The following is a 24,910-nucleotide window of genomic DNA, read 5'->3' on the forward strand; positions in this document are numbered from 1 at the left end:
CTTAAAAGTTGAACATTTCAACCACTTTTGCCACATTCTTTGCGTGATTTGACAATATATACAATAAGTTTGTATCAGGATTCAAACAGAACACACAGCAAACTTACATGAATATACAATAAAATTATGAAAAGAATGAAAACCGCAATGTACACATTAGCAGGACTAATGTGTCTTTTGACATCTTGTGTAGACGACGACAAAGACCTTTCGGTACCACCCACCGGAAACACCACTGACCTGGTTATACCGGATGGTTTCGACTGGTCTACAACACGCACCGTCACCCTTGCGACTAATGCGCCGCATGCCGTTTCCGCTTCCATCTATCTGGACGAAGCATGTTCCGAACAGATAGCAGACCTTGCGATCCCGGAAGGAGACAAGAACACTTCTTTGGAAGTGCCGAGCGCCAATAATGCCATCTGGATCAAATATCCGGTAACCAACGGGGGATACGAAACTCAAAAGATAAGCATCAAGTCGAAAACCCTCACACGAAGTTTAGCGAACCGTTGGGAAGCCGACTGCTTGTTTCCGGATAGAGGAGTATCAGAAGGTGGCTGGCCTACTTCCACTATATATAAACCCGCTAAAAATAAATATGGTACACTTATGTTTGAAGACATGTGGCCTGAATTGGGAGACTATGATTTCAACGACTTCGTGATAAACTATCGGGCACAAACGACTTGGAGCGGATCCTCTGACAGAAAAAATGACTATTTGGATATTACCATCAGCCTGAAGCTACGTGCAATGGGAGGAAGTCTGCCTTATCGTTTCTGCATCCAGTTGCCGGGTAAAGCAACGGACATGAATGGAGATCTCATTGATTCCCCCACAATAACCAAAGATAAGATCACAGATTTTAAAATTGAATCGGCTACTAAAGGTATTGGTGTAGAGTTTCTCGCAAATGCTTCAAGTCCCATATTTGCCTTGACAGGACTTGATAACCTAAAAGGCTCAGACGGAACCCAATTCTACAACACACAAGCAGGTAAATTGATCTCCTCCAGTGCGGAAACACCGACTATCATTTTTTCATTCAAATTGAAAGTGACGTTAGATGATTCTAATTTCATATTCAACAATTTCTCTACCGCATACGACTTTGACTATTTCCTCCAAAACACCGAGAACGGACGTGAAATACACTTCGTCGGATTCAAGCCTACTGAATTATACAAAGGTTATGAAACTGACCGGAAAGAGGCTGGAAAGAACTATTATTGCAATAAAGACGGTTTTGTATGGGCACTGAAAGCACCTGTTGAAATGGGATGGGCAATAGAGAAACAAGATTTACTGAAAGTTTATCCGAAATTTAAGAGCTGGTTGGTGACCGGAGGATATGAGTTGGAAAATAATGTAGAAGAATCTAAATGGTATAATTACCCCCAAATTAGTAGTTTATACATCGATCCCCAAAAACACTAATCCTTCATCTCAATAGTAAAAATTAGTATCGGTTTTCTAAGGATTGTGCGAAAGTTGTTGGCAAAATTCGCCCTCAAGCCGGCAACTTTCAGAATCACAAATCAGATTAGTTTTTGCCTTCAGCCTGCCCGTTGTCTCATTCCACGGCAGGCTGAAGTTTTTTTATTGCATTTCTTTCTCACCACCAACGAATTTGCTTATCTTTGCACGCAAAGAAAACAAAATCGTATATACACACATGATTCTTTTTTTCAGAACCCCTTCCAAGAGCGTGATTGCCGTAGAGAGCAACCACGAACTTAACGCGAACGACAACAACAAACTCTGCTGGCTTTTTGGTGAAGCCGTGCCGGAAAGTGAAGAAAACCTGCAAGGCTGCTTTGTTGGGCCACGACGTGAGATGATTACTCCATGGAGTACCAACGCAGTAGAAATCACCCAGAACATGGGACTCGAAGGTATCAGCCGTATCGAGGAGTATTTCCCTGTAAAAGATGAAAATGCCGACTATGACCCAATGCTGCAACGCATGTACAAAGGTCTCGACCAAAACGTATTCACGACCAACTGCCAACCGGAAGCCATTATCTATATCGACGATCTGGAAGCCTACAATGAAAAAGAAGGTCTCGCCCTGTCAAAAGAAGAAATGGACTACCTGAAAAAGGTAGAATCGGATCTTGGACGCCGCCTGACTGACTCGGAAGTTTTCGGATTCGCACAAATCAACTCGGAACACTGCCGTCACAAAATCTTTGGCGGAACATTTATCATCGACGGCGTAGAGCAGGAATCGTCCCTCTTCCAGATGATTAAAAAGACTACTCAGGAGAATCCGAACAAAATCATCTCAGCTTACAAAGACAACGTGGCTTTTGCCGAAGGTCCGGTAATTGAACAATTTGCCCCGGCAGACCACTCCAAACCCGATTTCTTCCGGATAAAAGATATCAAAAGCGTCATTTCGCTGAAAGCGGAAACCCATAACTTCCCCACCACAGTAGAACCTTTCAACGGTGCATCGACAGGCACAGGAGGAGAGATCCGTGACCGTATGGGCGGAGGTAAAGGTTCATGGCCGATTGCCGGAACAGCCGTCTACATGACTTCTTATCCACGCACGGAAGAAGGACGCGAATGGGAAGAAATCCTGCCGGTACGCAAATGGTTATACCAGACTCCGGAACAGATCCTGATCAAAGCTTCCAACGGAGCGAGTGATTTTGGCAACAAGTTCGGCCAACCATTGATCTGCGGTTCGGTACTGACTTTTGAACATACGGAAAACAATGAAACTTATGGTTACGACAAAGTAATCATGCTTGCCGGAGGCGTAGGTTACGGCACACAACGCGACTGCCTGAAAGGACAGCCGGAAGCCGGAAACAAAGTAGTAGTGATCGGCGGTGACAATTACCGTATCGGATTGGGCGGCGGTTCGGTTTCGTCGGTAGATACAGGCCGTTACAGCAGCGGTATCGAACTGAATGCCGTACAGCGCGCCAATGCGGAAATGCAGAAACGCGCCAACAATGTGGTTCGTGCCCTTTGCGAAGAGGACGAAAACCCGGTAGTATCTATCCATGACCACGGTTCGGCCGGACACGTAAACTGCCTCTCCGAACTGGTGGAAGAGTGCGGCGGACTTATTGACATGAGTAAGCTGCCTATCGGTGACAAAACGTTGTCGGCCAAAGAAATTATAGCAAACGAAAGCCAGGAACGCATGGGACTCCTTATTAAAGAAGAGGCCATCGAACACGTACGCCAAATTGCCGAACGTGAACGCGCTCCGATGTACGTGGTAGGTGAAACGACCGGAGATCATCGTTTTGCTTTCCAGCAAGCCGACGGCGTCCGTCCGTTCGACCTGGCCGTAGACCAGATGTTCGGTTCTTCTCCCAAAACTTACATGATAGACAAGACCGTAGAACGTCACTATACAATGCCGGAATATGAAACATCCAAACTTCACGAATATCTGACCCGGGTGTTGCAGCTGGAAGCCGTGGCTTGTAAAGACTGGCTGACTAATAAGGTGGACCGTTCGGTTACGGGTAAAGTAGCCCGCCAGCAGTGCCAGGGAGAAATCCAGTTGCCTTTGAGCGACTGTGGTGTCGTTGCACTCGACTATCGTGGCGAGAAAGGTATCGCTACTTCTATCGGACATGCTCCGCAGGCCGCACTGGCCGATCCGGCAGCAGGTTCCATCCTTTCCGTATCCGAAGCGCTGACCAATCTGGTATGGGCTCCGCTGGCCGAAGGTTTGGACAGCGTATCACTTTCCGCCAACTGGATGTGGCCTTGCCGCTCTCAGGAAGGGGAAGACGCCCGTTTGTATACAGCCGTTAAAGCACTGAGCGATTTCTGCTGTGCATTGCAGATCAATGTTCCGACCGGAAAGGATTCTTTGTCTATGACTCAGAAGTATCCGAATGGAGAGAAAGTAGTTTCTCCGGGAACGGTAATCGTATCAGCCGGCGGTGAGGTTTCGGACGTGAAGAAAGTGGTTTCTCCCGTCCTTGTCAACAATGCCAAAACTACACTCTACCATATCGACTTCAGTTTCGACAGCCTGAAACTGGGTGGCTCGGCATTTGCGCAGTCATTGGGTAAGGTAGGTGACGAAGTGCCTTATGTACAGGATGCCGAATACTTCCGCGACGCTTTCCTGGCAGTACAGGAGTTGGTGAACAAAGGACTGATTCTTGCCGGACACGACATTTCGGCAGGTGGTCTGATCACTACGCTGCTTGAAATGTGCTTTGCCAACGTAGAAGGTGGCCTGGAAATCGAACTTGACAAGATGAAGGAAACGGATATCGTGAAGATTCTGTTTGCCGAAAACCCGGGTATCGTTATCCAGATCAGCGACAAGCACAAAGACGAAGTGAAGAAAATCCTCGAAGATGCCGGCGTAGGCTTCATCAAGTTGGGTAAACCGACGGACGAACGTCATATTCTGGTAAACAAGGACGGTGCTACTTACCAATTCGGTATAGACTATATGCGTGATGTGTGGTATTCTTCTTCTTACCTGCTCGACCGCAAACAGTCAATGAACGGATGCGCCAAGAAACGTTTTGAGAACTACAAGATGCAACCGCTTGAATTCGCATTCATGCCGGGCTTCAAAGGCAAACTGTCTCAATACGGCATCACTCCGGAACGTCGTACTCCGAGCGGTATACGTGCCGCCATCATCCGTGAAAAAGGTACGAATGGCGAACGTGAAATGGCATACTCGCTCTATCTGGCAGGTTTCGACGTGAAGGATGTCACCATGACCGACCTTATCAGCGGACGCGAAACACTGGAAGATGTAAATATGATCGTTTACTGCGGAGGGTTCTCTAACTCAGATGTATTGGGTTCTGCCAAGGGATGGGCCGGAGGTTTCTTGTTCAATCCAAGAGCAAAAGAGGCGCTCGATAAGTTCTACGCACGTGAAGACACACTGTCATTGGGTATTTGCAACGGTTGTCAGTTGATGATGGAGCTGGGATTGGTAAATCCGGAACACGAGAAGAAAGGAAAAATGCTGCACAATGAATCACATAAGTTCGAATCGACCTTCATCGGCGTCACTATCCCTACCAACCGCAGCGTTATGTTCGGCTCACTGAGCGGCAGCAAACTGGGTATCTGGGTAGCACATGGAGAAGGAAAATTCTCTCTGCCATACGATGAAGACCAATACAACGTAGTAGCCAAATACTCCTACGACGAATATCCGGGCAACCCGAACGGTTCCGATTATTCGATAGCTGCCTTGGCCAGCACAGACGGCCGCCATCTGGCAATGATGCCTCACCTGGAGCGTGCCATCTTCCCATGGCAAAACGCCAATTATCCTGCCGACCGCGTACACAGCGATCAGGTAACTCCATGGATTGAAGCTTTCGTAAATGCACGTAAGTGGATCGAAGAAAAGACTAAATAACAGGATATGCAACAATAAAGAAGGGCGGGTCTCAAAGTGAGGTCCGCCCTTTTTCGTCATTCAGCGTCCGTAACAAATCCTTTCGTAAAGTTTGCACTTCTCCACTCTTTTTATTAATTTTGTAAAATCATTCGCCCCCCGAAAGAATAATCATTAAAGGATTCCAGCTTGTATGAAAAAAATTCTTTTTCTTCTGCTCTTATTGCCTCTTATGGTCTCTGCACAAACCTACAAATATATCGGTGTAGAGGATGGGTTAAGCAACCGGAGGGTATATTACATCCAAAAAGATAAAAAGGGATATATGTGGTTCCTTACCCATGAAGGTGTGGACAGATATGATGGCAAAGAGTTCAAACGATATAAATTGATGGATAACGGTGAAGAACTGAATTCACTGCTTAACCTGAATTGGCTATATCTGGACCACGAAAATACCTTATGGGAAATAGGAAAGAAAGGAAAGGTGTTCCGTTACGACCCGTTACGGGATGAATTCACACTTGTCTACAAGCTACCGGAAGACGTGGTCAAAGACCGCCCCGCTCCCATCAGCTACAGCTTCATCGACAAGAATAACAACATCTGGCTGTGCAACGATGAATATCTTTATCTATACAACACCCATACGCAGCAAACCCTGCAGATCAGAAATGAAATTGAAGAAGATATCACTGATATCGAACAAATAGACGAAACACATTTCTTTATCGGTACGGAACAAGGCATTCATCACGCCGAACTAAAAAATCGGGCATTGCATCTGCTTCCGTGTGACAAACTGGACAATCTCCCGATACAGATCAACGAACTTTATTTCCACCGCCCTTCACGCAAATTATTCATCGGTACTTTCGAACGCGGCATATATGTCTATGACATGAACACCAAACGAAGTACCCAACCCCGAATGAGCCTGACAGACGTCAGCATCACACGCATAAAGCCACTGAACAATAAGGAACTGCTTGTTGCAACAGACGATGCAGGAGTATATAAGATAAATGTAAACTCTTATCAGACCACTCCATACATCGTAGCCGACTACAACCAACACAACGAAATGAACGGCAACAACATCCCCGACTTTTATGTGGATGACGAACAGCGCATCTGGCTTGCAAACTATCCAATCGGCATCACGGTACGCAACAACCGCTATTCGGGCTATAACTGGATAAAGCATTCCATTGGCAACAAACAATCACTAATCAATGACCAAGTAAACTCAATCATTGAAGATAGTGACGGAGATTTATGGTATGGTACCAACAATGGAATCAGTTACTACAACTCCGCCAACGGGACATGGCATTCGTTCATGAGTTCCTTCGAAAAGGACGAACGTAATAAGAATCATATCTTCCTCACTGTATGTGAGGTAGAACCGGGGATCATCTGGGCTGCCGGCTATAGTTCGGGGATTTACCAGATAAACAAACGGACCCTGTCTGTGGAGTATGTTACTCCGTCTTCACTGTATGGAATCAATATCCAGCCGGACAAATATATCCGTTCTATCATGAAAACAGCCAATGGCGATATATGGTCGGGAGGTTATTACAACTTGAAGCGCATCAACTTTAAAAACAGAACTCTCCGCCTGTACCCAAGACTCAACTCCATCACCTCCATTATCGAAAAAGACAGCAAACAGATGTGGATAGGTACGGCAACCGGGCTTTATTTACTCGAGAAAGAATCCGGTAAGTATCAACGCATCGACCTGCCGGTAGAGTCTATGTATATTTATTCGCTGTACCAAGCAAAGAATGGACTTTTATATATCGGGACAAGTGGTTCGGGGCTATTGATATACGATCCGGAAAAGAGAAGCTTCACCCATTACCACAAAGATAACTGTGCATTGATTTCCAACAATATATATGCAATCCTCTCGGATGCGGATGAAGACATCGTCATGAGTACCGAAAACGGGCTGACCAGTTATTATCCGGCAGAGAAGCTGTTCCATAACTGGACCAAGGATCAGGGATTGATGGCCAGTCATTTCAATGCCGGAGCAGGCACGTTGCGTAAAAACGGCAACTTTATATTCGGCAGTTCCGACGGTGCCATCGAATTTAACCGAACGATGAAGATACCCAGAAAGTATTATTCCAAAATGGTACTCAGCGATCTGAAGATTTTCTACCAGACTGTTTATCCCGGCGAAGAAAGTTCTCCGCTAAATATGGATATTGATGACACCAAGGAGTTGAAACTGAGCTATAGCCAGAATATATTCTCACTCAAAGTATCGTCTATCAACTACGACTATCCGTCGAACATTTTATACTCGTGGAAACTGGAGGGGTTCTACGACCAATGGAGCCGTCCCGGAAATGAAAACATCATTCGCTTTACGAACTTGAGCCCGGGTGAGTACACCCTCCACATCCGTGCGGTATCCAATGAAGACAAACGCGTCGTACTTGAAGAGCGTACCATGGAAATCAGTATTGCCCAACCCATCTGGCTCAGTTTTTGGGCTATGCTGATTTATGCCGTCGTACTGGCGGTGATAGCCATCATTGCCCTACGTATGATCATCCTCCGGAAACAAAGGAAAATATCGGATGAAAAGATTCACTTCTTTATCAATACGGCACATGACATCCGTACTCCGCTGACACTGATCAAAGCTCCGCTCGAAGAGATACGCGAACGGGAAGCATTGACCAAAGACGGTATCAGCAACATGAACACGGCTTTACGAAACGTGAATGCACTGTTGCGCCTCACCACTAATCTTATCAACTTTGAACGGGCAGACGTATACTCGTCGGAACTTTATATTTCGGAATATGAACTGAATACTTACCTGACGGAGACCTTCAATGCGTTCCGTCCATACGCTACCGTGAAACACATCAACTTCACTTATGAAAGCAATTTCCGTTACCTGAATGTATGGATCGACAAAGAAAAGATGGATTCAATCCTGAAAAACATCATCTCGAATGCCTTGAAATATACTCCCGAAAACGGCAGCGTACACATTTACGCTTCCGAAACGAACGATACGTGGAGCGTTGAGGTGAATGATACTGGTATCGGAATCCCTGCCAATGAACAAAAGAAGCTATTCAAGATACATTTCCGGGGAGGCAACGCAATCAACTCCAAAGTGACCGGAAGCGGCATCGGGCTGATGCTTGTATGGAAACTGGTTCATCTGCACAAAGGAAAAATCAACCTTAACAGTGTAGAACATCAGGGTTCGTCTATCAAAGTGACTTTCCCGAAGGATAACAAGCATTTCCATAAAGCACATCTGGCTACCCGCGCACGCGAACTCAGCACGGAGCAAGTACCTCCTGTTTCTCCCGCCGACATTTACGAAAAGGCGAAAAAACAGCATGACCAGAACCTGCAACGTTTACTGATCGTTGAAGACAATGATGAATTGCGTAATTACCTCACCCACACGTTATCGGATAATTACACCATCCAAACTTGTTCCAATGGTAAAGAGGCACTGACTATCGTAAAAGAGTATATGCCGGAATTGATCATTTCGGATATCATGATGCCGGAAATGCGGGGAGACGAACTTTGCGCCGCCATAAAAAATGACATTGAAACGTCACACATTCCCATCATCCTGCTTACGGCGCTGAATGATGAGAAGAATATCCTGGAAGGACTGAAAATAGGAGCAGACGAATACATAGTCAAGCCGTTCAACATCGGCATTCTGAAAGCAACCGTTGCCAACTTGCTGACAAACCGCGCACTGCTGAAAAGCAAATATGCCAACCTTGAAGTCAGCGAAGAGGAAGAGGCCTCTCCTAATTGTGCAACAGATCTCGACTGGAAATTCATTGCTACGGTCAAGAAGAGTGTCGAAGAAAACATAGACAATCCCGCCTTCAATGTAGATGTACTCTGCAACCTTTTGAATATGAGCCGCACGAGCTTCTATAATAAGCTAAAGGCATTGACCGATCAGGCTCCCGGAGATTATATCAGACTGATCCGCCTGAAACGGGCTGCAACATTATTAAAGACCGGACAACACTCCATCACCGAAATATCCGAGATGACGGGATTCAGTGACGTCAAGTATTTCCGTGAAGTATTTAAGAAACATTTCAATGTGAGTCCCAGCAAGTACTCTAAAGAGGGCGGCAAAGAGGATAAGGAAGAAGACCCACAAGAGTAAGAAAAAAGAGAATAAGAGTAACATATCAAATGAATATTTATCTTGAAGCGTTCGGCATCTTTTTCAAGATTGGTGCCTTTACTATCGGAGGTGGCTATGCCATGGTACCTCTGATAGAAAACGAAATCGTAACCAAACGGAACTGGATTTCCAAGGATGACTTCGTTGATCTGCTTGCCATATCCCAGTCGGCACCGGGCATCCTGGCGGTAAACATTTCCATCTTTATCGGATATAAACTGCGCGGTATACGCGGAAGCCTTGTAACTGCCCTTGGAACGGTGCTCCCGTCGTTTATCATCATACTGGCCATTGCCATGTTTTTCCATAACTTCAAAGATAACCTCATCGTAGAACGTATCTTCAAGGGTATCCGCCCGGCAGTGGTCGCACTGATTGCGGCACCCACTTTCAGTATGGCGAAATCTGCCAAAGTCAACCGGTATACAATCTGGATTCCGGTTGTTTCTGCCCTGCTTATCTGGTTACTGGGCTTCTCTCCTATCTGGATTATTATCGCGGCAGGCGTAGGTGGCTTTTGCTGGGGAAAATGGAAACAGTCACATCGCTAATCATCCACTTTGACATTTAAACATTATGATCTACCTGCAACTCTTTTATACATTCTTCAAGATCGGACTATTTGGCTTCGGAGGCGGATATGCCATGCTCTCGATGATTCAGGGTGAAGTCGTGACACGCTATGACTGGGTTAGCACTCAGGAGTTTACCGACATTGTAGCCATCAGTCAATCCACTCCCGGACCTATTGGTATCAATGCCGCCACTTATGTGGGTTTTACGGCTACGGGCAGTGTCTGGGGATCTGTCATCGCCACGTTTGCAGTAGTGCTCCCCTCTTTTATCCTGATGCTCACCATCAGTAAGTTTTTTCTGAAATACCAAAAACATCCTGCCGTAGAAGCTGTTTTCAGCGGACTCCGCCCTGCCGTAGTAGGACTGCTGGCGTCGGCAGCACTGGTCTTGATGAATACGGAGAATTTCGGTTCACCGACAGGGGATACTTATACATTTGTAATCAGCATTATCATCTTCTTAGTGGCCTTTATCGGAACGAAAAAGTACAATGCCAACCCGATTCTGATGATTATTGCCTGCGGAATAGCAGGACTGATATTATATTAGGAGAGGATTGATGAACCACAGGATGACACATTGATGAACCACAGAGTTTTCAGACAAAAGAACATAAGAACAAATAAAGAATAGCCTGTTCTTTTGTTCTTATGTCTAAAAAAAAGCTCTGTGTTACTCTGTGGTGAACTACTTTATAATTTCACCTTCTTACTTACCGATTTCGATTCATTGTGCAAGCGGTCGAGTGCTGTCACAACATAACGGTATTTGGTCTTTCCGTCATCGTAGGGAAGTTTATAGAAATTGTTTCGGGTAATGGCAACGATATGCGAAGCGTCATCAATGTTCACTTTCTCTTTTCCATCAAAACGGTAAACCACATATTGCACGGCACGGTCCATCTCGTCTTTTGCTTTCGGAGCAGTCCAGAAAAGCATATAGCCATCTTCCGTCCACACTTTTTTCACTTTACGCACCTTGCCCGGAGCCTTATCGTCCATAAAATCGAAGACAGGAACCAGAGCAGGATACTTATGATACTCTTGCACAAGTGCGTCCCGATACTTCCCGGCGTTTTCCACCACAGCGCTTGCCGGCCATTGGCAACTTCCGCCGATAGTCTGATAAGCTCTTTCCAGAGCCATCTTGCGAGGCAACTGATTGATGGACGGATTTTTCGGATCGGCATTCTGAACCGTATTCATTACGGATTGGCCGATGAACAAAGGACGGTTCTCCGTATTCTTTGCCCACCACTTCACCAGGGTTTCATAATCGGCAGCGGGGTGACCTATCTGCCAGTATATCTGCGGGATGTTATAATCCACCCAGCCATTACGCGCCCAGAGCAATACATCGGCATACAGGTCATCGTAATTCTGCAAACCATTTGTTTTACTACCCAACGGATCATTCTTCTCGTTACGGTAAATACCGAACGGACTGATACCGAACTTCACCCAGGGTTTCAAGCCACGGATGGTTTCATGAATCTTCTGGATCAGTATGTTCACGTTGCTTCGGCGCCAGTCGGCACGGTTGGTGAATCCTCCGCCGTAACGGGCAAAGCTCGCATCATCGGGGAAATCGACACCCTTTGCCGGATAAGGATAAAAGTAGTCGTCCATATGGATGGCATCCACATCGTAACGCGAAACAATGTCTGCCACCACCATACAGATGTGACGGCGGCTCTCGGGCAATGCCGGATCAAAATACAATTGATTATTGTAGGTGACAAACCATTCAGGATGGATATTGTACAGGTGATTGGCTGCCAGTTCACTCTTGAGCGATGTCTTTACCCGGTAAGGGTTGATCCACGCATGGAACTCCATTCCCCGTTTATGGCATTCGTCAATCATAAACTGCATCGGGTCCCAATAAGGCGAAGGTGCCTGTCCCTGCACACCGGTCAGGAAACGGCTCCACGGCTCCAATTGCGAAGCATACAAAGCATCCGCTTCGGGGCGCACCTGAAATATGATTGCATTGATACCTGCTCCCTGCAAAGAGTTGAGCTGATCAATGAGTGTCTGTTTCAGCTTCTCGGTAGGTATGCCACGGAACTGACCATTCACTGCCTGTATCCACGCTCCGCGGAATTCTCTCTTCGGATAAGGGCTTTGTTGTTGGATTTGTGCCCCCACTCCTGTTGCAAGGAAGAGAGCTAAAAGAAGAATCAATTTTCTCAGGTTCATAATCGGTTTCATAAAAATGTGGTGCAAAGATACAATTTTGCTCCTCATTTGCAACGGCTAAGCGAGCAATTCACTATTCGCAAGGTGTTTTTAAGATAAAAGTTCCTTTCTCTGTTAGGTTAAACGTTTCCGACTCGTTATCTTTGCAGTCCAAGTAACGAAAACGCTTATGACTGACAGTAAATACATCTCCATAAAGGGGGCCAGAGTCAACAATCTGAAGAATATTGACGTAAACATTCCCCGCAATAAACTGGTGGTGATAACCGGCCTTTCCGGTTCCGGAAAATCATCGCTTGCTTTCGACACCCTCTATGCCGAGGGACAGCGCCGCTATGTAGAAAGCCTCAGCAGTTATGCCCGCCAGTTCCTGGGCCGAATGAGCAAACCGGAATGTGACTTTATCAAAGGGATTCCGCCTGCCATCGCCATCGAACAGAAGGTAAACAGCCGCAACCCGCGCTCCACGGTGGGTACTTCGACCGAAATCTACGAGTACCTGCGCCTGCTTTATGCCCGTGTGGGCAAAACCTACAGCCCTGTCAGCGGTGAAGAAGTGAAAAAACACTCCATCGAGGACATTGTAAACTGCATGCTCTCATATCCCGAAGGAACCCGCTACACGGTGTTGACGCAGATTTTCCTGCACGACGGACGCACACTTGAACAGCAATTGGAGATCGACCAGAAACAAGGTTTCAACCGTCTTGAAGTGAACGGTGAGATGGTGCGTATCGACGAATACGCTGCCGGCAAAGACGACGTGGTGTACCTTCTCGTCGACCGAATGACGGTGGCAACAACCAAGGATGCCGTCAGCCGCCTGACCGACTCGGCCGAAACAGCCATGTACGAAGGCAATGGCATGTGTATGCTTCGCTTTTATCAACCGGACGGATCGACCCGGCTTCACACCTTCAGCACCAAGTTCGAGGCCGACGGCATCATATTTGAAGAACCGAACGACCAGATGTTTTCGTTCAACTCACCGATCGGTGCCTGTCCGGTATGCGAAGGATTCGGCAAGGTGATCGGCATCGACGAACATCTGGTAGTGCCCAACCGTTCGTTGTCGGTCTACGACGGAGCCATCGTCTGCTGGCGGGGCGAGAAGATGGGTGAATGGCGCGAAGAACTGATTCACAATGCAGAAAAATTCAACTTCCCGATTTTCACCCCTTACTACGAGCTGACCGATGAACAGCGCCGGGTGTTGTGGGAAGGAAACCAATATTTCCACGGCATCAACGACTTTTTCAAGATGCTTGAAGAGAACCAGTACAAGATTCAATATCGTGTGATGCTGGCACGCTATCGTGGAAAGACGCTTTGTCCGAAATGCCACGGTACCCGCCTGAAACCCGAAGCGGGATACGTGCGCGTAGGTGGAAAAAACATCTCGGAACTGGTGGACCTGCCCATCACCGAATTGCAGAAGTTCTTCGATTCGCTTGAACTGAACGAACACGACCAAGCCGTGGCACGCCGCATCCTGACAGAGATCAACAGCCGCATCCGTTTCCTGATCGATGTGGGATTGGGGTATCTCACCCTGAACCGGCTCAGTAATTCGCTCTCGGGCGGCGAAAGCCAGCGCATCAACCTGGCCACTTCGCTGGGAAGCAGTCTGGTGGGCAGTCTCTACATCCTCGACGAACCCAGTATCGGGCTTCACAGCCGGGATACGGACCGCCTGATCCACGTACTCCGCCAACTCCAACAGTTGGGCAATACGGTAGTGGTGGTGGAACATGACGAAGAGATCATACGTGCAGCGGACTACATCATCGACATCGGCCCGAATGCCGGCCGGCTGGGCGGACAGGTAGTCTACCAGGGGGATATGAAAGATTTGCAGAAAGGCAGCAACAGTTACACTGTGAAATACCTGCTGGGCGAGGAAAACATTCCCGTACCGGAACACCGCCGCCCGTGGAACAACTATATCAAGATAAAAGGTGCCCGCGAAAACAACCTGAAAGGAGTAGACGTACGCTTCCCGCTCAATGTGATGACCGTCGTAACAGGAGTCAGCGGATCGGGAAAGAGCACACTGGTACGTGACATCTTCTACCGGGCGCTGAAGCGTGAACTGGACGAATGCACTGAACGCCCGGGTGAGTTTGCATCCATCGGAGGCGACCTGCGCAACCTGCGCAACGTGGAGTTTGTCGATCAGAACCCCATCGGTAAGTCCTCCCGTTCGAACCCGGTAACCTACATCAAAGCATACGACGAAATCCGTAAGCTCTGGGCAGATCAGCCACTGGCCAAGCAGATGGGCTATACGGCAGGCTATTTCAGCTTTAACAACGAGGGCGGACGCTGCGAAGAGTGCAAAGGCGACGGAACCATCACAGTGGAGATGCAGTTCATGGCCGACTTGGTGCTGGAGTGTGAATCGTGCCACGGCAAACGCTTCAAAGCCGATACGCTGGAAGTGAAGTTCCAGGATAAAAACATTTATGACGTACTGGAGATGACGGTCAACCAAGCCATCGAGTTCTTCACGGAACACGGGCAAAAGAAGATCGTAAAGAAGCTGATCCCCCTGCAGGATGTCGGTTTGGGATATATCAAGCTGGGACAATCATCGTCCACCCTCTCGGGAGGAGAGAACCAACGCGTGAAACTGGCTTATTACCTGAGTCAGGAGAAAGCGGATCCGACTTTGTTCATCTTCGACGAACCGACCACCGGACTGCACTTCCACGATATACGCAAGCTACTCGACGCATTTGATGCGCTGATCCGTCGCGGACACTCCATCGTGATCATCGAGCACAACATGGATGTCATAAAATGTGCCGATTACGTGATAGACCTCGGACCGGAGGGCGGAGACAAAGGCGGTAATATTGTGGCAGTCGGGACACCGGAAGAGGTGGCTGCCTGTGCGACAAGTTATACGGGACAATTCCTGCAGGAGAAGCTGAACCACTTGTAAAACAAGCAAGGGTTCTCAATCAATTTTATCGGGAACTCACCACAAAGGGGCTGTCAAAAGTCTTTCCACCACAGAATACGCAGATTATCAATATGGATAATCAATGACTTAAAATTCACCCTGTGTTACTCTGTGCCCTCTGTGGTGAGTTCCTTTTAAAGGAAAAATCAGAAGTAGAAGCCGAAGCCGACTTTCAGTCCGAACTTCGACCAATCGCTGTCTTTAAAACTCAAATCATAGTAAACAGCCGGCTCTATGGTCACTGTCCGTGTCAGGAAAAAAGCATAACCGGCCTCTGCACCAAGCGCAAAGTCGGTGGTGTCTCCCACCTTCCAGTTATAGCGGTTCATCTTCAATCCGGCACCTAAATAAATGCCACACTTATCAAAGTAATATCTTCCTCCGACACCCAGCGTGTATTTATCCTCAGGTTTGCTCCAGTTGGCACCGGCTGTAACCATCAACGCCACATTGTCCACCAGAAAGGCTCCGCCTTGCGCCTGCAATCCGAACTGTGTTTTCTCCGACTTGCTGTAAGAGAGTCCCAGCCCCGTCACCGAAGGATTCACAATCCACTTTCCTTTCTCAAACTGTGCCTGTGCCGTCACTGAAACAACAAGCAGACATACCATCCACATTAATTTCTTCATAACATTTCTATTTTTTCAGGTTGTTCATATGTTCTTCCTCCCGGCGGCGTTGCTGCATCTGTTCCTTTTTCCTCAGCACCAGCCAAAGAACGAGAACAATGACATACGAAGCAGCCAGGGTGAGATACTTCTCTGTATCGCTTACTTCATTATTGCGAGGCAGCAGATAAGCTGCTGTCACAGACACGTAGATCAGTAGGGCGACAGTAACCCAGGTTGATTTCTTTACTTTTTTCATACGAGTGTTAATTATGTAATAACTTCTTTAACTCCTGATTCGAGTTAAATCTATTTTTCCAAACAGCAAACCAAACGGCCGCCCCCAGCGTGCAAATACCTCCTATCGCATACGAAACGGCGTGTGACAATCCCAATCCTTCGGGAGCAATGCAAATATAAGTGGAGCAGACAGCTGTCATGAACAGGGCCGGAACCAGCGTCAATCCATACATCTTACGGGCACACGCCAGATAGACCGTAATGGCCCAGAGGGTAAATACCGACAAGGTCTGGTTGGCCCAGGCAAAGTAGCGCCAGATCATGTCGAATCCGTCCTTATCACGCAAACTATAAAGCAGCAGCCCGATGGCGGCAACAAACATCGGGACACAAATATACAAACGGCGGCGAATGCTTTTTTGTTCCAGTTTCAGGAAATCGGCAACAATCAGACGTGCCGAACGAAATGCGGTGTCGCCCGACGTAATAGGAGCAGCAATCACCCCCAGAATGGCAAGTACGCCACCCACTGCGCCGAGCCACCCTTTCGTGATGGCATCCACAATGACAGAAGCGTTGTTTTCCTCCATACCATGCTCACGATAAAAATAAGTGGCGGCAGCGGCCCAGATCAAGGCGACGATTCCCTCGGTAATCATGGCACCGTAGAATACGGGACGGCCATGACGCTCGGAAGTCATGCAACGGGCCATCAACGGGCTTTGTGTGGCATGAAATCCGGAGATGGCCCCACAGGCGATACTGACAAACATGATTGGAAAGATAGGCAATGCGGCTGCATCCAGATGGGTATTCTGCAATCCGTCCCACAACTCGGGGAGCGCCGGATGATGGACATAGAGCATCACAAGGATGCCCACTGCCATAAACAGCAAAGCTACGGCAAACAGGGGATATATCTTTCCGATGATTTTATCGACCGGCAGCAATGTGGCGAGAATATAATAGATGAATACGACAATGATCCAGAAGGTGGTATCGAGGCTGTCGGGAGTGAGCTTTGCCAGCAGTCCGGCCGGACCTGCCACAAAGACGGCACCTACCAGAATCATCAGGATGACGGTGAAACCGCGCATCACCTGCTTGGTGGTCAGCCCCAGGTAGCGGCCGACAATTTCGGGTAAGCTCTCACCCCCGTTGCGAAGTGAAAGCATACCGGCAAAGTAGTCGTGCGTGGCACCGGCAAAGATGCTTCCCAGCACAATCCACAGGTAAGAAGCCGTACCGAACTTTGCGCCCATAATAGCTCCGAAGATGGGGCCGAGACCGGCTATATTCAGAAATTGAATCATAAAAATCTTCCAGGTGGGGAGAGGGATATAATCCACTCCGTCGGCATGTGTCAGTGCCGGGGTCTTTCGGTCGTCGGGGCCAAAGACACGCTCCACCAATCGTCCGTAAATGAAGTAACCTGCAACCAATGCCAGCAGGCAAATTGTAAATGTAATCATGGCGTGTTGAATTGTTAATCAGCGCAAATGTAACATAATCTGTGGAAACTACACAACTTTACAAAGGGTTTTGCTAACTTTGCGGAAGTTGTGTCGGAACTCTTTCACCACGGAGTAGCACAGAGTATCACAGAGTTTTCACTAATAATCAACAACTTAAAATCGTCTCTGTGTTACTCTGTGTCCTCTGTGGTGAGTTTTGACAGCCCCAGTTTAGAATTCTGTGGTGAACATCAAAACCATTATATTTATGAACACCATCTATAAAAGCCATAACGACTCTTTCTCAGTGAAAAAGAGAGCCGGAAGAGGAACATCCCTCCTCTTTCTTTTTCTCCTCTCCTTACTTCCGCTCCATGCGCAGGCCTCCCCGAAACACGAGGTACGGGCTGCCTGGATCACTGCCGTCTACGGACTGGACTGGCCACGCACCAAAGCAACCACTCCCGCAGGCATCCGGCGGCAGAAGGAGGAGCTGATCGACATCCTCGACCGCCTGAAAGAAGCCAACTTCAATACAGTCCTTTTCCAGACACGTACCCGTGGAGATGTACTCTACCGTTCGGACATTGAACCTTTTAACTCCATACTGACCGGCAAGGTCGGCGGCGGTCCCGGATACGACCCTTTGGCCTTCGCCATCGAAGAGTGCCACAAACGGGGTATGGAGTGTCATGCCTGGATGGTGACCATCCCACTTGGAGGCAAGAGACACGTAGCCTCACTCGGCAAACAATCGGTAACCAAACGCCAGCGGGACATCTGCGTGCCTTATAAAAACGAATATTTCCTCAACCCCGGACATCCCGCCACCAAAGAGTATCTGATGAAGTTGGTACGTGAAGTGGTCAGCCGCTACGACGTGGACGGAGTTCACTTCGACTACCTCCGCTATCCCGAAAACGCGCCCCGCTTCCCGGACAGTTACGACTTCCGCCGCTACGGTAAAGGACGTTCGCTGGCACAATGGCGCCGTGACAACCTGACGGACATTGTGCGTTACATCTATAACGGAGTGAAAGCCATGAAGCCCTGGGTGAAGGTGAGCACCTGTCCGGTAGGGAAATACCGCGACACGTCACGATACTCCTCCAAAGGCTGGAATGCTTTTTTCACCGTCTACCAAGATCCTCAGGGATGGCTGGGCGAGGGCATTCAAGACCAGATCTACCCGATGATGTATTTCCGCGGCAACGGCTTCTACCCCTTTGCGCTCGACTGGCAGGAGCAAAGCAACGGACGCCACATCGTGCCCGGACTGGGAATCTACTTCCTTCATCCCGACGAGGGTAACTGGACCTCCGAAGAAGTGGAACGCCAGATACATTTCATCCGCGCCAACCACTTGGCAGGCGAAGCGCATTATCGGGTAAAGTACCTGATGGACAATACCCAGGAAGTATACGACATCCTCCGGGAGCAGTTCTATCAATATCCGGCACTGCAACCGCCCATGCCGTGGATCGACAACGCGGCTCCTACCGCACCGTCGGAGCTAAGTGTAGTTTCCACCGGCGACGGATATACCCGGCTCAGCTGGAAAGCTGCCACAGATAATGACAGGCAGAATGCACCGATGTACATAATTTACGCCTCGGACACCTATCCGGTGGACATTACGAACCCGGAAAACATTCTCGTACAAAACCTGCGGGACACGCACTACACCTATGCTCCCATCCGTCCGTGGATGGCCCGGAAGTATTTTGCCGTCACGGCAGTGGACCGCTGCGGGAATGAAAGTGAGGCGACACAAGGAGAAAAATGACATTTTTTTTAATGATACAATTTAATACACTATCTTTGCAAAACAAACAACGAATCAAACAAACAAACCATCAAAACATTGAATTAAAAGTATGCGGTTCATCCTATTATTTATAAGTTGCTATATCACCATATTTTTACTCACAGCATGCTCTTTCGAAGAAGAACGACGGATATTGGTAATCCACTCTTATGAAAACGATTATCAAGGATACGCAGAATACAATAAACTGATAAAAAAGGAGTTCTCAAAAGCCCGTATACCGGTGAAACTCTCTTTCTTTTATCTAAATTGTGAACGCTATAACGAACCACAAGAAATAAAACGAATCAACCTTTTCATGGATTCTATTGCCAAATGGAAACCCGAAATCATTCTTGTGAATGATGATCAAGCCACTTATTCGTTACTGAAAAGCCACAATCCCATATTAAAAGAAATACCCATCGTGTTTTCCGGAGTCAACTATCCCAATTGGGAACTGATAAAGCAGTATGATAATGTGACCGGATTTGAAGACAAGATAGATTTTAGCAAAAACCTGAAAATGATAAAAAGGCTAACCGGTATAACTAATATTTACACGATATTGGATTATACTTTTTTAGACCGGAAAATCAGAAACCACATCAACTGTCAATTAGAGTCAACTGATATCATATCCAACTTAGACTGGCATCTGGACAAACAGGCATCATGGAAAGAAACTCACAAAGGTAACATAGTATTTACCGCCCTATCTGCACGCAAAATATCCGAGGAACAAACTGAAGACCCAACAAACGGTGCAGACTTTTTATGGGCTATCGGTAAATACAGCAAAATGCCTTATCTACAAACCAAATTAGACTATACGACGCTCACGATGGCATCTTTTTCTACCCAGATGCGCTTTACAGCCATCAATGAGCTTTTTGACTGCGGATATAATTTTCTGGGCGGATACATGACTCCGAGCCACATTCAGGCACAAGAATCTGTCCATGCAGCAGTGCAGATCCTTAGAGGGAAAAACATCACTGACATGTCTATCCAAGAAAGCTCCAAAGGATATTTTATCGACTGGAATGTCATGCAAAAAGAGGGTATGACCATTGCAGACATCCCCAATGAATATACCATCATCAATATTCCCTTTAAAGCCTTGCATCCCGTCCTTTGGTGGTCCGGTTTATTGGGTAGTATCTTTTTTATTCTCGGCCTACTGTCAGGCATCACCTACTTGTATTGGCGTGAAACCCAAAAGAAGCGTTCCATCCTCTATGAATTGGAAGATGAAAAAGAATCATTGGCACTGGCAGTGGAAGGAAGCGACACTTATGCGTGGCGGTTAAAAAACAACATGATGGTATTTGAAAATGCATTCTGGAAAAACTTAGACATAACTCCCCGCCCATTGACGATTCAGGAGTTCCTCTCTTTTGTAGATGCCGAATATCTGTCCGCAGCACAATTCCTTTTGGCAAAGAACGCCATCAGCAGCAAACACTTCATAAAGCTGAAATGTGATTTCAACGGGAAGGGGTATCAATGGTGGGAACTTCGATGCAGTACCATGGAAAGCGCTTTGGGAGGGCAGAAGACCACGGGACTTTTATTGAACATAGAAGATTATAAAAAACGGGAACAAGAACTGATAGAAGCACGTAAGATGGCGGAGAAAGCAGAGCTCAAAGAGTCTTTCCTGGCCAACATGAGCCATGAAATACGTACACCATTAAACGCTATCGTCGGATTTTCCACCCTGCTTGCTTCTCCTGATGATACAGACATCTCGCAAGAAGAAAAAGACCTGTATGTGGAAACCATCCACCGCAACAACGAACTGCTGCTGAAACTTGTCAATGATATATTGGAAATATCCCGGATTGAATCCGGCTACATGTCATTCAAATACGACGATTATCCGCTGGCTACTCTTATCAACGATACTTACCAGACCCATAAGGTTCTAATTTCTCAAAATATCAATTTCATACTGGAAGAAAGTGGCGAAGACATTATCGTGCATCTTGACAAAGATCGATTGATTCAGGTTATCACCAACCTCTTAAACAATGCTGTAAAATTCACTCAGGAAGGCTATATAAAACTGGGTTGGAAGTACCTTTCGCAGAATGAAGAAGTTGAAATTTATGTTGAAGATAGCGGAATAGGCATTCCGCAGTCCGAACAGAAAATGATATTCAACCGCTTCTACAAACAGAACGAATTCGCGCAAGGAACAGGACTGGGACTCTCCATCTGCAAAGTTATAGTAGAAAAACTTCAGGGAAGACTGTCATTACAGTCGACAGCAGGTGTGGGAAGCCGCTTCTCCATTTTCTTTTCCTGCAAAAAGCAATCCTTATAAACTCCGTCTCAGTCCTCCACAAGGATATATGCCCGGTAACGGCTCGTCTTCAGGACGGGGACCAATGGCAGATACCCCTTCACCACCCTGCCTTCTTCCGTATGCAGCGGGTGCCCGGCCTTCATCGCATTGTGTTCCTGCAATGCCTGCCCGTCGGATGGATAATAAGAGACACGAAACACCCCCGAAGCCCCGGATTGTACATAACGGTCGTATATCAGGCGGGACACAAGCCCCATATTCATGCGCAAATTGATTTCCACACAAGGATGGATGCGAAACGCCGGAAGAGCCCCGCACCGGCAAATCATCATATCTACTCCCAGATAACCGGCATACTCCGTTCCTAAAGAGACGGACAATCGTCTTTGCAGCTCTTCCCGAAGCCGACGTAAAGCCGCCACAGGCACATAAGCCGACAATCTTCGTTCAATCTCCACATCGGACAGCAACCGGTTTCCTTCGTAAGCTCCACCAGCGTTGGTACGGAACAAAGAGTATCCGGCAAAAGTAATCCGCCCCTTTCCGTCCGAATAAAACTCCATGGCAAAATCTTCTACCTTATTATATACAGGTTCACCGACAACTCCTCCCTGCTGCTCTATAACCCGGGCACACCAACGCTCTATCAGAGGAGTGAACACTCCCTTGCACCAGTTCAGCCCTTTACCGCTTCCGGACAAGGGGGCTTTGAGCAGACAGCGTTCCAGACTCTCTACAAATGCTCGGCAATCGGACAAAGCGGTTAGGTAACAAGACTCTCCACAAAACGCTTCATCCACTTGCAGACCGGACAACAACTTCACGGCTTGCAAACGATGGGACAGATTGCGCAACCGCCCTATATCCTCCACCGAAGGTACCGCAGCATCAGGTACTCCCAATGAAAGCAGACGTTTCCGGAGTGCCGGATTCCATCCCCAGGGAACCACCGAACGTACTTCCGAAAAATCTTCGGCCTGGGTTCTCAAAGATGCGGGAAGCGGAAATAAGTCGAGCATCTCTTCCAGAAAAGACTGATTATAGGCAGACGGAGCAAGCACACCGCACGGCCCGTCCGTAAACCATACGGGGAGCAACGCCAACTCTTCCGCCATCCGGCGGGCGGAGGCAGGCGGCATATAATTGACTTCGCCACTGGCAAGAGCCAGATCCTGATCGGGATTAAACAAGTAAAGCAGATTCGACATTAGCATCAATTAATTAAACAGAATTCATCCGGATGCAGAGACTTGTAAGAGTGACAGCAACAAACAGTTACGTGTTTTTTCACCCTAAGATACATCCATACCCGGGGATAGAAACTATCATTTAATTCCTTAAACGTATCGTCCCCTGTCCTTTTGTTGCCATTTCCGGTTTTTCACTTACAAACCCTTTGTTCTCCAAGAAGCAACTAACATTAAAACCGGGAAATTTCCTGCAAATATATGCACAAAAACGCATATAAAACCGAGAAACAAGTCATTTTCTGCGGGGCAAACCGTCACTTTCCGCCGGGCAAAGACTTCACTTCCCCCGGGAAAAGACTTCACTTCTCCGAAGCAAAGCCTTCACATCTCCCGGAGTGACGATTGACAGCCCATCAACAAAGGCTCTTCTCCCCTTCCCCAACTCTATTTCCTCTCTCCCGACGAAACATTTCAAACTAACAAAAGAAACCCTTTTTCAAAGAAATACCGGCATAAACTACCGAAAATGAAAAACTATATTTATATTTGCAAGCAAACACTGAAGTAGACAAGCAAAAGCATAATTGCCCGATTGAACTGGCTGCGTTTTTTCAGAAGCAGCTTGCCGTTGACCCGAAATAACGCCTCTACCACCTATCAGGAATACCGTTTTGACAAAATGAAGCAAAAGATAAACTTGCTAAACGAAACTACAATTTTGCTATCTCTACTTTGCAATTTCTAAAAAAAGGCTTATATTTGCCCCCCGAAAAACCCAAGAAAAGAGATGGAAACATTCTACCGCACACATGCCTACCTTGTTGAGCACACCAATGCCCCGGTCCGCCGCGACTTGATGGACGAAATAAACTGGAGTGACCGACTGATTGGTATCAAAGGAACACGTGGCGTGGGAAAAACCACTTTCCTGCTTCAATACGCCAAAGAGAAATTCGGAACCGACCGTTCATGCCTCTTTATCAACATGAACAATTTCTATTTCTCCGGACACAGTATCGTCGACTTCGCCAATGAATTCCAGAAACGGGGCGGAAAGGTATTGCTGATCGACCAAGTATTCAAGCATCCCGACTGGAGCCGCGAATTGCGTATGTGCTACGACCGTTTCCCCAATCTGAAAATTGTATTTACCGGTTCATCCGTCATGCGCCTCAAAGAAGAGAATCTGGAGTTGCGCGACATTGTGAAGAGCTACAACCTCCGGGGCTTTTCGTTCCGCGAATTTCTGAACCTGCAAACAGGCATGAAATTCCGCCATTATACACTCGAAGAGATATTAAGCAGCCACGAACAGATAGCCAAGGGAGTACTTTCAAAGGTCCGCCCCTTGGATTATTTTCAAGACTACCTCCACCACGGTTTCTACCCCTTCTTCCTTGAGAAACGCAATTTCTCGGAGAATCTGCTCAAAACCATGAACATGATGGTAGAAGTAGATATCCTGCTTATTAAACAAATCGAGCTAAAATATCTCTCAAAGATAAAAAAATTATTATATTTGTTGGCTGTAGACGGGCCGAAGGCCCCAAACGTAAGCCAATTGGCAAGCGACATACAAACATCACGCGCCACGGTGATGAATTACATCAAATATCTGGCCGACGCACGACTGATCAACCTGGTCTATCCCAAAGGGGAAGAATTCCCCAAGAAACCATCGAAGATTATGCTGCACAACCCCAATCTGATGTATTCCATCTACCCTGTAAAGGTGGAAGAACAAGATGTGCTGGACACTTTCTTTGTAAACACGATGTGGAAAGACCATAAAGTGCACAAAGGTGACAAAAACACCTCGTTCATGGTAGACGAAGTGATGCCTTTCAAGATATGCTGCGAAGGGGCGAAGATCAAGAACAACCCCGGAGTGACGTATGCTTTGCATAAGGCTGAAATTGGCCGTGGCAACCAGATACCTCTCTGGATGTTCGGTTTTTTATATTAACATCTAATCTC

The 24,910-nt window shown here is 47.2% G+C and carries 14 protein-coding genes; 9 read left to right on the plus strand and 5 right to left on the minus strand.

The window, feature by feature from the left end; translation table 11 throughout:
- Positions 1-126: 126 nt before the first annotated feature.
- From DBK98_RS19990 to DBK98_RS20010, 5 genes are all read left to right on the plus strand, one after another.
- On the plus strand, positions 127-1,443 hold the full coding sequence (locus tag DBK98_RS19990) for an LruC domain-containing protein (protein WP_239650955.1): 1,317 nt from the start codon (positions 127-129) through the stop codon (positions 1,441-1,443).
- 238 nt (positions 1,444-1,681) lie between these two features.
- Positions 1,682-5,386, plus strand: a complete 3,705-nt coding sequence (gene purL / locus DBK98_RS19995) for a phosphoribosylformylglycinamidine synthase (RefSeq protein ID WP_032535705.1) — start codon at positions 1,682-1,684, stop codon at positions 5,384-5,386.
- 172 nt (positions 5,387-5,558) lie between these two features.
- Positions 5,559-9,554 (plus strand): two-component regulator propeller domain-containing protein, encoded by a 3,996-nt coding sequence (locus tag DBK98_RS20000; RefSeq protein ID WP_033572581.1) that lies wholly within the window; start codon positions 5,559-5,561, stop codon positions 9,552-9,554.
- A 29-nt stretch (positions 9,555-9,583) separates the two neighbouring features.
- A complete protein-coding gene (locus tag DBK98_RS20005) occupies positions 9,584-10,126 on the plus strand; it encodes a chromate transporter (RefSeq protein ID WP_032535702.1) in 543 nt (180 codons plus the stop codon).
- Positions 10,127-10,151: 25 nt separating this feature from the next.
- On the plus strand, positions 10,152-10,700 hold the full coding sequence (locus DBK98_RS20010; protein WP_005780686.1) for a chromate transporter: 549 nt from the start codon (positions 10,152-10,154) through the stop codon (positions 10,698-10,700).
- Positions 10,701-10,843: 143 nt separating this feature from the next.
- On the opposite strand, the gene DBK98_RS20015 is transcribed toward DBK98_RS20010, so the two are convergent.
- On the minus strand, positions 10,844-12,352 hold the full coding sequence (locus tag DBK98_RS20015; RefSeq protein ID WP_005807709.1) for a glycoside hydrolase family 10 protein: 1,509 nt from the start codon (positions 12,350-12,352) through the stop codon (positions 10,844-10,846).
- Between the two features lie 169 nt (positions 12,353-12,521).
- Between DBK98_RS20015 and uvrA the strand changes: the two genes are divergently transcribed.
- A complete protein-coding gene (gene uvrA, locus DBK98_RS20020; protein WP_032535701.1) occupies positions 12,522-15,299 on the plus strand; it encodes an excinuclease ABC subunit UvrA in 2,778 nt (925 codons plus the stop codon).
- A 167-nt stretch (positions 15,300-15,466) separates the two neighbouring features.
- On the opposite strand, the gene DBK98_RS20025 is transcribed toward uvrA, so the two are convergent.
- From DBK98_RS20025 to DBK98_RS20035, 3 genes are read right to left on the minus strand one after another with little or no spacing between them, the layout of a single operon-like run.
- Positions 15,467-15,949 (minus strand): outer membrane beta-barrel protein, encoded by a 483-nt coding sequence (locus DBK98_RS20025; protein WP_005807711.1) that lies wholly within the window; start codon positions 15,947-15,949, stop codon positions 15,467-15,469.
- Positions 15,950-15,956: 7 nt separating this feature from the next.
- Entirely contained in the window at positions 15,957-16,187 is a 231-nt protein-coding gene (locus DBK98_RS20030) for a hypothetical protein (RefSeq protein WP_005807712.1), read from the minus strand.
- Positions 16,188-16,194: 7 nt separating this feature from the next.
- On the minus strand, positions 16,195-17,640 hold the full coding sequence (locus DBK98_RS20035; RefSeq protein WP_032535699.1) for a carbon starvation protein A: 1,446 nt from the start codon (positions 17,638-17,640) through the stop codon (positions 16,195-16,197).
- A 250-nt stretch (positions 17,641-17,890) separates the two neighbouring features.
- Between DBK98_RS20035 and DBK98_RS20040 the strand changes: the two genes are divergently transcribed.
- Both DBK98_RS20040 and DBK98_RS20045 read left to right on the plus strand, forming a co-directional pair.
- On the plus strand, positions 17,891-19,408 hold the full coding sequence (locus DBK98_RS20040) for a glycoside hydrolase family 10 protein (protein WP_032535698.1): 1,518 nt from the start codon (positions 17,891-17,893) through the stop codon (positions 19,406-19,408).
- 82 nt (positions 19,409-19,490) lie between these two features.
- Positions 19,491-21,761 (plus strand): ATP-binding protein, encoded by a 2,271-nt coding sequence (locus DBK98_RS20045; RefSeq protein WP_032535697.1) that lies wholly within the window; start codon positions 19,491-19,493, stop codon positions 21,759-21,761.
- Between the two features lie 8 nt (positions 21,762-21,769).
- On the opposite strand, the gene DBK98_RS20050 is transcribed toward DBK98_RS20045, so the two are convergent.
- Complete coding sequence (locus DBK98_RS20050; protein ID WP_032535696.1) at positions 21,770-22,951, minus strand: hypothetical protein; 1,182 nt, start codon at positions 22,949-22,951, stop codon at positions 21,770-21,772.
- 769 nt (positions 22,952-23,720) lie between these two features.
- Between DBK98_RS20050 and DBK98_RS20055 the strand changes: the two genes are divergently transcribed.
- Entirely contained in the window at positions 23,721-24,899 is a 1,179-nt protein-coding gene (locus DBK98_RS20055; RefSeq protein ID WP_005780701.1) for an ATP-binding protein, read from the plus strand.
- Positions 24,900-24,910: the final 11 nt, after the last annotated feature.

The sequence above is a fragment of the Bacteroides sp. PHL 2737 genome, assembly GCF_004115325.2.
In the GTDB taxonomy this organism is placed as follows: Bacteria; Bacteroidota; Bacteroidia; order Bacteroidales; family Bacteroidaceae; genus Bacteroides; species Bacteroides hominis.

Excerpts from the sequence above, each read along its gene's own strand:
- DBK98_RS19990 (WP_239650955.1), top strand. The coding sequence starts at position 127 with ATGAAAAGAATGAAAACCGCAATGTACACATTAGCAGGACTAATGTGT.
- purL (WP_032535705.1), top strand. The coding sequence starts at position 1,682 with ATGATTCTTTTTTTCAGAACCCCTTCCAAGAGCGTGATTGCCGTAGAG.
- DBK98_RS20000 (WP_033572581.1), top strand. The coding sequence starts at position 5,559 with ATGAAAAAAATTCTTTTTCTTCTGCTCTTATTGCCTCTTATGGTCTCT.
- DBK98_RS20005 (WP_032535702.1), top strand. The coding sequence starts at position 9,584 with ATGAATATTTATCTTGAAGCGTTCGGCATCTTTTTCAAGATTGGTGCC.
- DBK98_RS20010 (WP_005780686.1), top strand. The coding sequence starts at position 10,152 with ATGATCTACCTGCAACTCTTTTATACATTCTTCAAGATCGGACTATTT.
- DBK98_RS20015 (WP_005807709.1), bottom strand. The coding sequence starts at position 12,352 with ATGAACCTGAGAAAATTGATTCTTCTTTTAGCTCTCTTCCTTGCAACA.
- uvrA (WP_032535701.1), top strand. The coding sequence starts at position 12,522 with ATGACTGACAGTAAATACATCTCCATAAAGGGGGCCAGAGTCAACAAT.
- DBK98_RS20025 (WP_005807711.1), bottom strand. The coding sequence starts at position 15,949 with ATGAAGAAATTAATGTGGATGGTATGTCTGCTTGTTGTTTCAGTGACG.
- DBK98_RS20030 (WP_005807712.1), bottom strand. The coding sequence starts at position 16,187 with ATGAAAAAAGTAAAGAAATCAACCTGGGTTACTGTCGCCCTACTGATC.
- DBK98_RS20035 (WP_032535699.1), bottom strand. The coding sequence starts at position 17,640 with ATGATTACATTTACAATTTGCCTGCTGGCATTGGTTGCAGGTTACTTC.
- DBK98_RS20040 (WP_032535698.1), top strand. The coding sequence starts at position 17,891 with ATGAACACCATCTATAAAAGCCATAACGACTCTTTCTCAGTGAAAAAG.
- DBK98_RS20050 (WP_032535696.1), bottom strand. The coding sequence starts at position 22,951 with ATGTCGAATCTGCTTTACTTGTTTAATCCCGATCAGGATCTGGCTCTT.
- DBK98_RS20055 (WP_005780701.1), top strand. The coding sequence starts at position 23,721 with ATGGAAACATTCTACCGCACACATGCCTACCTTGTTGAGCACACCAAT.